Raw genomic sequence first — 9,826 nt, 5'->3', positions numbered from 1 at the left:
ATCTGCTCATTCCCGGGAAATGCAGCAGCCGGGGCTGCGCTCAATTCCCTCATCCAGCGGCGCAGCACACTCTCGGACAGGTCGAGGTCGCGTGCGGCCTGTGACACCGCTACGCCCCGATCGGTTACCAGCCTCACGGCCTCTGTCTTGAACTCACGGCTGAACTTTCGTCTCGTCATATCCACTCTCCAGTTCCTTGGTCGCGATCTTATCTTCGTGTCCACGAAACCGGCAGCAGCTCACGACGCACCTCGGGCGAATGGTTCGCCAAAGACGCTTTACAACCGGTGGACGCGGTAAGGTGACAAGGGGGTCTTTGCCCGAATGATGGATCGGGGATACGATGCCGACTAGTTCCGGGAGGCGTTGAAAGACAGGGGGATACTCCCTTGCATTCCGGGTCGGAAATTGCGCGGCACAGTCGTCCGCTACGACAAGCGCCGCTACAAGAGGCGCAACCGGATCGAGATCATGTTCGGTCGACTGAAGGACTGGCCGCGTATCGCCGCCCGTTACGACAGATGCCCGACGGTCTTTCTCTCCGCCATGGCGCTTGCAGCATCGTCATCTTCTGGCTGTTACGATCAACGAGTGCGGAGCCTGGCGATAACGGCCGCTGGTCAGGATGCTTGCGCCGGGGGGACGTTTTCCCGAACAACGGGCAGGGTCAGCGGATGAACAGGACGGTCAAGAACGCGACCGTCAAACGCGTCCATTCCGACAGTCATGACCAGCTACGGACGCATCTTGCAGACTGAATGGCCTCATGTTTCCTGGACGCTTTCTTCGCTAACTTTGAGGCAAGGAAGCCATGATGGGCGCAGGTAATTTCATGGACGAGTTCAAGCGCGATGCGGTAGCGCAGATCACGGAGCGGGGCTATCCGGTCAAGGAGGTTTCGGCTCGGCTCGGCGTCAGCATGCATTCGCTCTATGCGTGGAGGCGCAAGTTCACGAAGGCAGTGTCGTGTGACACGGAGAAGAATGCAGAGATCCGGCGGCTGAAGCGTGAACTGGTCCGGGTGTCGGAGGAGCGTGACATCTTAAAAAAGGCCACCGCATATTTCGCTCGGGATGCAAGGTGAGCCGCCGCGGCAACTGTCATGACAACGCAGTCGCCGAGAGCTTCTTCCATCTGCTCAAACGCGAAAGGATCAGGCGCAGGACCTACCGGACACGCAAAGACGCAAGACAGGACGTGTTCGACTACATCGAGATGTTCTACAATCCGAAGCGAAAGCATGCGAGGAACGGGATGCTGTCGCCTGCCGACTTCGAACGGCGGCAGATGAGGAGACGCGAAGCCGTCTAAGAAAATCGGGGCTATTCAGACTTCATGGCAGCCTATAACTTCGCCTGCCTCCTAAAGACCCTCAGTGGCCTCTCGCCCTACGACTACATCTGCAAAATCTGGACATCCAAGCACGACAGTTCCATCCTAAAACCGATCAAACAAATGCCAAGACTGAAAACCTAGGCATGGCAAGTCCGGTCAGCAGCAACGTCCGCGGATCAAAGCGGTCCTGCACGATCATCTATGCCGATCACCGGCGCAAGCATCAGGGCCAAATCGACCGTCACGCAAACATGCTTGCCTCCATGCTATCTCAGGCGCTGTGCCGGATAACCAGTTCGCCGGTGAACTTGCGGTCCAAGTTCCTCGAATCCGCGCTTTCCAGGACGTCGACAAGGTAACCGGCCATTTCGGCAAGCGGCTGACGGTATGTGGTCAACTGATAGTGGGGGCTGGCCGCCTGCGGTACGTCGTCGAAGCCGACGACCGCGATGTCCTGGGGTACGCGCAGTCCCAGCCTGTAGCGGATCGTGTCGATGGCACCCAAGGCCAGGGCATCGTTCTCGCAGACGATCACGTCGGGCAGATCGACGCCCTTGCGGCCGTGCAATGTCCGGAACGCGATCTCGGCCGACAGGATGGGATCATAGCGCGGCACCGAAACCGTCTCAGGGGCGTGGCCGAACCGGTCCTGCCAGACCAGGGCGAAGGTTTCCTTGCGCAACAGATGCGCCGACGCCGTGTTGGGCCCGGCGACATACAGCGGGCGGCGATATCCCTTGGCAATCACGTAATGCGCAATTTCCTTGGTCGCGATCTCGTCGTCCACGGCAATGGAGATCGTGTCGGGGTTGCGAGAGGTGCGGGCAAAGATGATCAGCTTCTTGAAGCGATGCGCCCGATGGGCCGCAGCCAGCACGTCGTCGTCGAACTGGATGCCAATCAGGATCGTGGCGTCAACCCGCCGCTGGCTGGCATTGATCAGCGCCGGGGTCGTGTCCTCACGGTCAAGCGTGTTGACCAGCAGCGTGTCCAGGCCCCGTCCCCGCAGCGCCCGGGTCAGGCAATCCATCATCACCAGCTTGTGCGGGTTGGCAAAGTCATCGACCAGCAGCGCCACAAGGTTCGACCGCGTCGATGCCAGGGCCGACGCGCTGAGATCGGGGATATAGCCAAGCGCCTGCGCGGCGGACATCACCTTCTCTCGGCTTTTAGCCGAGATCGAGGCGTCCTTCTTGAAGGCGCGGTTGACCGTCCAACGCGACACGCCGGCGGCGATCGCGACATCGTCCGCGGTCACGCTGTCGAACCGGTCGGGCTTGCTCATGGCTGGCTCCTGTCATGATCGGTGGCCTGTCCTGTCGATAGCTATACGGCAGCCAAAAGGCCACCACAGCAAGAAAAGCACGCGCGTGCAAAAAATGCTTGCACGCGCGTGCAATCAGTGTACCCATGATGACGCAGCGGCAGGGAGAGGCCGCGAACGCGATGGGGGGATTCGGATGCTGAAGGTGGGTTTGCTGGGTGCCGGCAGGATCGGACAGGTTCACGCGGTGAACATCGCGGGCCATCCCCGCTCCACTCTGGTGGCGGTGTCGGACATCCACGCAGAGGCCGCCGGCACCCTTGCCGCCGCGCATGGCGCCGAGGCCCGCAGCTCCGACGCGATCCTGAACGATCCCGGGATCGACGCCGTGCTGATCGCGACCTCGACCGACACGCATTCGGATTTGATCGAGGCTGCGGCCCGGTCGGGCAAGGCCGTGCTGTGCGAAAAGCCCGTGGATCTGTCGCTGGACCGGGCGCAGCGCTGTCTGGAGGCCGTGGCGGACCGGGCGGCAACCGTGATGATCGGTTTCAACCGCCGATTTGATCCGAATTTCGCGGCGCTTAAGGCGTCGCTGCTGAAGGGCGACATCGGCAAGCCGGAACTGCTGTCGATCACCTCCTTCGATCCGGCGCCGCCGCCGGTCGATTACATCAAGGTGTCCGGCGGGCTGTTCCGCGACATGATGATCCATGATTTCGACATGGCCAATTTTCTGATGGGCGATGCCCCCGTATCCGTCAGCGCGGTGGGCAGCAGCATCGTCGACCCCCGCATCGGCGCGGCGGGCGACGTGGACACCGCGGTCGTGACGCTGCGCTATGGCGACGGGCGCATCGCGGTCATCAAGAACAGCCGCCGCGCCGTCTATGGATACGACCAGCGGGTCGAACTGCTGGGCTCGACGGGTCTGCTGCAGGCCGGGAACATGCTGGAGAACACGGTCGTCCGTTCGACGGTGGACGGGGTGGTGTCGGGAAAGCCCACCTATTTCTTCCTGGAACGCTACATGCCCGCCTATGCCGCGGAATGGGACGCCTTCGTCGGCGCGGTCCTGGACGGACGGCCGCAATCGGTGACGCTTGCCGACGGTATCGCCGCGCTGGCCCTGGCCGAGGCTGCCACCCGCGCCGCCCGGACCGGAGAGACCGTCCCCCTTCAGGGCTGACAGTTCCGGGCCCGCCGCGACCGCAAGGACGGCGCGACAGGCCTTCAAGCGATCCGGCAGGGGAGATGCCGGGAATGACGGGGGGTCGCCTGCGTCCCTTCGAACGATCAACAGGGAGGAAAGACATGACCAAACTGACAGCCTCGGCCGCCGTGGCGGCGCTGCTGGCCCTTGCCGCGCCCGCGATGGCGCAGAACATCATCGTGGTGGCCCATGGCCAGGCCAACGACCCCTTCTGGTCGGTCGTCAAGAACGGTGCCGCCAAGGCGGGCGAACATACCGGCGCGACGGTCGATTTCCGGTCGCCCGAGGTCTTTGACATGGTCGCCATGGGCCAGCTGATCGATGCCGCCGTGAACCAGCAGCCCGACGGGCTGGTCGTGTCGATCCCCGATGCCGATGCGCTTGGGCCCTCGATCCAGCGCGCGGTCGAGGCGGGCATCCCGGTGATTTCGATGAACTCCGGCTCGGACGTGGCGGCCGATCTGGGCGCGCTGCTGCATGTGGGACAGTCGGAATACGACGCCGGCGTGGCCGCGGGGCAGCGGCTGGCCGAAATGGGCGGGACCAAGGGCATCTGCGTCAACCAGGAGGTCGGCAACGTCAGTCTGGACCAGCGCTGCGACGGCTTTGCCGAGGGCTTCGGCCATCCGGTGACGGTCGTGCCCACGGCCAACGACCCGACCGAGGTGCAGTCCAAGGTCCGCGCCGCGCTGGAATCCGACCCCGAGGTCGACACGGTCCTGGGCCTGGGCGCCAGCCTGGTCGGAGAGCCCGCCGTCGCCGCCGCCGAGGCGCTTGGCCGCGACGACGTGATGATCGCCAGCTTCGATCTGTCAGCGGGCTTCCTGCAGGCCGTGGCCGACGGCAAGGCCGCCTTCGCCATCGACCAGCAGCAGTTCCTGCAGGGTTACCTGCCGGTCGCCTTTTTGGCGCTGAATGCCCAGTACGGCCTGATGCCGGGCGGTGACGTGCCCTCGGGGCCGAACCTGGTGACCCAGGACAGCGCCGCCCAGGTGATCGAGCTGTCCGCCCAGGGCATCCGCTAAGCCTACTTACCGGCGGGCGCGCCATCCGCGCCCGCCCCGCTTTGCCAGCAGGGGGACCCCCGATGACCGAGATCGCATCGCAAGACGAACGGATCGCCACGGAATCCATGATGACGCGCCTGATGAAGCGCCCCGAACTGGGGGCCATCGGCGGCCTGATCCTGGTGACGATCTTCTTTCTGACCACCGCCAGCCCGTCGATGTTCACGCTGGCGGGCATCATGAACTTCCTGACGCCCGCGGCTCAGCTGGGCATCCTGGGCATCGCCGCCGCCCTGCTGATGATCGGGGGCGAATTCGACCTGTCGATCGGCTCGATGGTGGCCTTCGCGGGGATGATCTTCGGCGTGCTGGTCGTCAATCTGGGCCTGCCGCTGATCCTGGCGATCCCGCTGACGATGGCCTTCGCGGCCGCGACCGGCGCGGTGAACGGGGCCATCGTGCTGCGCACCGGGCTGCCCAGCTTCATCGTGACGCTGGCCTTTCTGTTCATCCTGCGCGGCGCGTCGCTGGTGGGACTGAAGCTCTTCACCAACGGCTCGACCCAGCTGCGCGGCGTGCGCGAGGCGGTGGCGGGCGACTGGCTGACGCCGATCTTCTCGGGCGACGCCTTTCCGGGCCTGTTCCGCTGGCTGGGCGATCAGGGGATCATCGCGACGCTGAACAACGGCGCACCCTCGGTCCCCGGCATCCCGGTCGAGATCCTGTGGTTCCTGGGCGTGGCGGGGCTGGCGACCTTCGTGCTGCTGCGCACGGCGGCAGGGAACTGGATCTTCGCCACCGGCGGTGACAAGACCGCGGCCTCCAATTCCGGCGTGCCGGTGCGCCGGGTCAAGATCACGCTGTTCATCCTGACCGCCCTGGCCGCGACGCTGGTCGCCATCATCACCGTGATCGACACCGGCTCGACCGACGCGCGCCGCGGCTTCATGAAGGAATTCGAGGCGATCATCGCCGCCGTCATCGGGGGCTGCCTGCTGACGGGGGGCTACGGCTCTGCCATCGGGGCGTTCTTCGGGGCGATCATCTTCGGCATGGTCACCATCGGTCTGACCTATACCGGGTTCGACCAGGACTGGTTCCAGGTCTTCCTGGGGGCGATGCTGCTGTTGGCCGTCGTCTTCAACAACGCCATCCGCAAGCGCGTGACGGGGGAACGCTGATGTCCGATCCGATCATCCACATGCAGGGCATCAAGAAGCGCTTCGGCAACGTGATCGCCCTGAACGGCGTCACCTTCGACGTGCGGCCCGGCGAATGCCACTGCCTTCTGGGCGACAACGGCGCGGGGAAATCGACCTTCATCAAGACCATGTCGGGCGTCCACAAGCCGACCGAGGGCACGATCACCTTCGAAGGCCGTCCGATGCAGTTCGACAGCCCCCGCGACGCGATGGAGGCGGGCATCGCCACCGTCTTCCAGGACCTGGCCATGATCCCGCTGATGAGCGTCACGCGCAACTTCTTCATGGGGCGCGAACCCACGAAGGGCCGCTTCATCAAGCGGTTCGACCTGGAGACCGCGAACCGCATCACGATGGAGAAGATGCGCCAGATGGGCATCAACCTGCGTGCGCCCGATCAGGCGGTGGGCACCCTGTCGGGCGGGGAACGCCAGACGGTCGCCATCGCGCGGGCCGTCCATTTCGGCGCCAAGGTGCTGATCCTGGACGAACCGACCAGCGCCTTGGGCGTGCGCCAGACCTCGAACGTGCTGGCGACCATCGCGCGGGTCCGGGCGCAGGGGGTGGGCGTAGTATTCATCAGCCACAACGTGCGCCACGCGCTGGCGGTGGGCGACCGCTTCACGGTGCTGAACCGGGGCCAGACCTTGGGGACCGCTGACAAGGGCCAGATCGACGCTGCCGAACTGCAGGACCTGATGGCCGGCGGGCAAGAGCTGGCCAAGCTGGAAGGTAGCCTGGGGGGGACGGTCTGATGACGTTTGGCGTGGCCCTGATCGGCACCGGTTTCATGGGCAAGTGCCATGCGATGGCCTGGCGCAACGTGGCGACCGCCTTCGGCGGCACGCCCCCCCGGCTGCAGGTTCTGGCCGATGCGGCGGCGCCCGACGATCTGGCCCGGGCCTGGGGCTTTGCCCGCGCCACGGCCGATTGGCAGGCCGCGGTCGCCGACCCGGGCGTCGATGTGGTCAGCATCACCACGCCCAACGGTCTGCACCGCGCGATGGCGGAAGCGGCACTGCGCGCGGGCAAGCATGTCTGGCTGGAAAAGCCCATGGCCCTGACGCTGCAGGACGCGCAGGCCATGGCCGATCTGGCCGCCGCGCATCCGGGTCAGGTGACGCTGCTGGGCTACAACTATCTGCGCAGCCCGGCCTTTCAGGCCGCGCGCGCGTTGGTGGTGGATGGGGTGATCGGACAGCCATTGGCCTTTCGCGGGGTCTATGACGAAGATTATTCGGCCGACCCCACCCTGCCTTGGTCCTGGCGCATGACGCATCAGGGGGGCGGTCTGGGCGCGCTTGGCGATCTGGGCTGCCATCTGGTCAGCGTCATGGTCGCACTGATGGGTCCGGTGGCGGAACTGACCGCCATGACCCAGATCGCCGTGCCGACGCGCCCATCCCCCGAAGGCCCCCGCGCGGTCGAGAACGAGGACAGCGCCCTGGCGCTGATCCGCTTTGCCAGCGGCGCGCAGGGGTCGTTCGCCACGTCCCGCGTGGCGCGTGGCCGCAAATGCCGCCTGCAATGGGAGATCCACGGATCAAACGGCACGCTGGTCTTCGACCAGGAGAACATGAACGAACTGTGGGTCCACCGGGCCGGCGACGCGGGCTTCACCCGCCATCTGACCGGCCCGGACCAGCCTGATTTCGCGGCCTTCTGCCCCGCGCCGGGCCATGGGTTCGGCTTCAACGAACAGAAGGTCGTGGAATGCCGCGACCTGATCCGCGCGATCGGCGGCGGCGCGCCCTGCGGGCCCGACTTTGCGGCGGGTCTGACCATCGAACGCATCATACACGCCATGGCGACCAGCAACGGTCGCCCGGTGACGCTGGAGACTGCGCATGAAGACGCTTGACGTGATCACCATCGGCCGGTCCTCGGTCGATCTCTATGGCCAGCAGGTCGGCGGGCGGCTGGAGGACATGGGGTCCTTTGCCAAGTATATCGGCGGCTCGCCCACCAACATCGCCTGCGGGACGGCGCGGTTGGGGCTGCGGTCGGCGGTCATCACGCGCGTGGGCGACGAGCATATGGGCCGTTTCATCCGCGAACAGCTGATCCGCGAGGGGGTCGATGTGCGCGGCGTGGCGACCGACCCCGCGCGGCTGACCGCGCTGGTGATCCTGGGCATCCGCGACGAGGACAGCTTTCCGTTGATCTTCTATCGCGAGAACTGCGCCGACATGGCGCTGTCCGAGGAGGACATCGACGAGGACCTCATCGCCCAGGCCCGCTGCGTGCTGGCGACCGGAACCCACCTGTCGAACCCCAGGACCGAGGCCGCGGTGATGCGCGCGCTGGACATGGCGCGGGCCCATGGCGCAAGGACCGCGCTGGACATCGACTATCGCCCGAACCTGTGGGGCGTGGCGGGGCACGGCGAGGGCGAGAGCCGCTTTGTCGAAAGCGCCGCAGTGACGGCCAAGCTGGCGGCGACCCTGCACCTGTTCGACCTGATCGTCGGCACCGAGGAGGAGTTCCACATCGCCGGCGGCACGACCGACACGCTTGCTGCGCTGCGCGCGGTCCGCGCGGTGTCGGACGCGACGCTGGTCTGCAAGCGCGGCGCCAAGGGGGCGGTGGCCTTCACCGGCGCGATCCCCGACAGTCTGGATGACGGAGAGGCCGGACCGGGCTTCCCGATCGAGGTCTTCAACGTGCTGGGCGCGGGCGACGGGTTCTTTTCGGGCCTGCTGAAGGGATGGCTGGACGGCGAAAGCTGGCCCCGCGCATTGGAATATGCCAATGCCTGCGGCGCCTTCGCGGTCAGCCGCCACGGCTGCACCCCCGCCTATCCCAGCCTGGAGGAGCTGCGGTTCTTCCTTCAGCGCGGGGTGACGCGGCCCGATCTGCGGAGCGACGCGGCGCTGGAACAGATCCACTGGGCCACGAACCGCCAGGGGCGGATGGGCGGCGACTGGTCCACGATGCGCGTGTTTGCCTTCGACCACCGGATGCAGCTGGAGGAGATGGACGGATACACCCCCGCCGGGGGCGGCGCCTTCAAGCGGCTCTGCCTTGACGCTGCGCTGCAGGTGCAGGATGGCCAAGGCGGCTATGGCATCCTGTGCGACGGTCGCATCGGGCGCGCGGCGCTGCATGCGGCCTCGGGCACCGGCCTCTGGATCGGGCGGCCCGCCGAATGGCCCGGATCGCGGCCCCTGACGCTGGAGCCGGAATTGGGCCCGGATTGCGGGGGCCTGGGCGAATGGGCGCGCGAGAACGTCGTCAAGGTGCTGTGCTTCTGCCATCCCGATGACGATGCCGCCCTGCGGGCCGAGCAGGAGGCGACGGTCGGTCGGCTGTACGCCGCGGCGCGTCGCAACGGGCTGGAGTTCCTGCTGGAGATCATTCCGTCGAAGGTCGGGCCGGTCGATGACGCGACGACCGCGACGCTGATTGCACAATTCTATGCGGCGGGTATCTATCCCGATTGGTGGAAGCTGGAACCCCTGACCAGCCAAGCGGCCTGGTCCAAGGCCATCGACGCCATCGAGGCGCATGACCGCCACACCCGCGGCATCGTGGTCCTGGGCCTGGACGCGCCCGAGGCCGAGCTGGCGGCAAGCTTCAGGATCGCGGCGGGCTTTGACCTGGTGCGCGGATTTGCGGTCGGGCGGACGATCTTTGGCCAGGTGGCGCGTGACTGGTTCGCGGGGCGCATCGACGACGCGGCGGCCGTCGCAGAGATGGCCGCCCGCTATCGGCGGCTGTGCGAGGTTTGGGACCACGCCCGCGCCGCCGCGCAGGTGGCGGCATGAGCGTGCGGGACGCGGCGGCGTTGGACAACAAGGAAGGC

At 66.2% G+C, this 9,826-nt stretch carries 9 protein-coding genes and 3 pseudogenes; 10 read left to right on the top strand and 2 right to left on the bottom strand.

The window, feature by feature from the left end; translation table 11 throughout:
- A partial coding sequence (locus GBO37_RS18350) for a transposase (protein WP_252930359.1) occupies positions 1–179 on the bottom strand: 179 nt, incomplete at its 3' end.
- Positions 180–324: 145 nt separating this feature from the next.
- On the opposite strand from GBO37_RS18350, the pseudogene GBO37_RS18345 reads away from it, so the two are divergent.
- The 4 genes and pseudogenes from GBO37_RS18345 to GBO37_RS21700 all read left to right on the top strand — a co-directional run.
- Positions 325–578: pseudogene (locus GBO37_RS18345) on the top strand (transposase); the annotation flags it as partial.
- A 78-nt stretch (positions 579–656) separates the two neighbouring features.
- A pseudogene (locus tag GBO37_RS21710) lies at positions 657–755 on the top strand (IS481 family transposase); the annotation flags it as partial.
- Between the two features lie 56 nt (positions 756–811).
- A complete protein-coding gene (locus tag GBO37_RS21705) occupies positions 812–1,084 on the top strand; it encodes a transposase (protein ID WP_371927632.1) in 273 nt (90 codons plus the stop codon).
- A pseudogene (locus tag GBO37_RS21700) lies at positions 1,081–1,311 on the top strand (IS3 family transposase); the annotation flags it as partial. The gene GBO37_RS21705 and the pseudogene GBO37_RS21700, both read left to right, overlap by 4 nt.
- 295 nt (positions 1,312–1,606) lie before the next feature.
- Here the strand turns inward: GBO37_RS21700 and GBO37_RS18335 are convergent.
- Entirely contained in the window at positions 1,607–2,620 is a 1,014-nt protein-coding gene (locus tag GBO37_RS18335; protein WP_252930353.1) for a LacI family DNA-binding transcriptional regulator, read from the bottom strand.
- A 175-nt stretch (positions 2,621–2,795) separates the two neighbouring features.
- On the opposite strand from GBO37_RS18335, the gene iolG reads away from it, so the two are divergent.
- The 6 genes from iolG (at position 2,796) to iolC (ending at position 9,788) form a co-directional block, all read left to right on the top strand.
- The gene (gene iolG, locus GBO37_RS18330) at positions 2,796–3,788 is read left to right on the top strand and encodes an inositol 2-dehydrogenase (RefSeq protein WP_252930351.1); all 993 of its coding nucleotides are present in this window, start codon (positions 2,796–2,798) and stop codon (positions 3,786–3,788) included.
- A 125-nt stretch (positions 3,789–3,913) separates the two neighbouring features.
- Entirely contained in the window at positions 3,914–4,837 is a 924-nt protein-coding gene (locus tag GBO37_RS18325; RefSeq protein WP_139597908.1) for a sugar ABC transporter substrate-binding protein, read from the top strand.
- Positions 4,838–4,899: 62 nt separating this feature from the next.
- Positions 4,900–6,000 carry an ABC transporter permease gene (locus GBO37_RS18320; RefSeq protein WP_148911639.1) on the top strand — a complete coding sequence of 367 codons (1,101 nt, stop codon included), beginning with the start codon at positions 4,900–4,902 and terminating at the stop codon, positions 5,998–6,000.
- Positions 6,000–6,776, top strand: coding sequence for an ATP-binding cassette domain-containing protein (locus tag GBO37_RS18315; protein ID WP_139597910.1), 777 nt, complete (start codon positions 6,000–6,002; stop codon positions 6,774–6,776). Before GBO37_RS18320 ends, GBO37_RS18315 begins: the two co-directional genes overlap by 1 nt.
- Entirely contained in the window at positions 6,776–7,882 is a 1,107-nt protein-coding gene (locus GBO37_RS18310) for a Gfo/Idh/MocA family protein (protein ID WP_252930350.1), read from the top strand. Before GBO37_RS18315 ends, GBO37_RS18310 begins: the two co-directional genes overlap by 1 nt.
- A complete protein-coding gene (gene iolC, locus GBO37_RS18305) occupies positions 7,869–9,788 on the top strand; it encodes a 5-dehydro-2-deoxygluconokinase (protein WP_252930348.1) in 1,920 nt (639 codons plus the stop codon). Before GBO37_RS18310 ends, iolC begins: the two co-directional genes overlap by 14 nt.
- The last annotated feature ends 38 nt before the right edge of the window (positions 9,789–9,826 follow it).

Source organism: Paracoccus sp. 08 (assembly GCF_024105395.1).
GTDB lineage: Bacteria > Pseudomonadota > Alphaproteobacteria > Rhodobacterales > Rhodobacteraceae > Paracoccus > Paracoccus marcusii.
Note: the sequence above shows the minus strand (reverse complement) of the source record. Positions and strands in the feature narration are given on the sequence as shown.

Coding starts and splice junctions, on each gene's coding strand:
- GBO37_RS18315 (WP_139597910.1), top strand. CDS start 6,000: ATGTCCGATCCGATCATCCACATGCAGGGCATCAAGAAGCGCTTCGGC.
- GBO37_RS18335 (WP_252930353.1), bottom strand. CDS start 2,620: ATGAGCAAGCCCGACCGGTTCGACAGCGTGACCGCGGACGATGTCGCG.
- GBO37_RS21705 (WP_371927632.1), top strand. CDS start 812: ATGATGGGCGCAGGTAATTTCATGGACGAGTTCAAGCGCGATGCGGTA.
- iolC (WP_252930348.1), top strand. CDS start 7,869: ATGAAGACGCTTGACGTGATCACCATCGGCCGGTCCTCGGTCGATCTC.
- GBO37_RS18320 (WP_148911639.1), top strand. CDS start 4,900: ATGACCGAGATCGCATCGCAAGACGAACGGATCGCCACGGAATCCATG.
- iolG (WP_252930351.1), top strand. CDS start 2,796: ATGCTGAAGGTGGGTTTGCTGGGTGCCGGCAGGATCGGACAGGTTCAC.
- GBO37_RS18325 (WP_139597908.1), top strand. CDS start 3,914: ATGACCAAACTGACAGCCTCGGCCGCCGTGGCGGCGCTGCTGGCCCTT.
- GBO37_RS18310 (WP_252930350.1), top strand. CDS start 6,776: ATGACGTTTGGCGTGGCCCTGATCGGCACCGGTTTCATGGGCAAGTGC.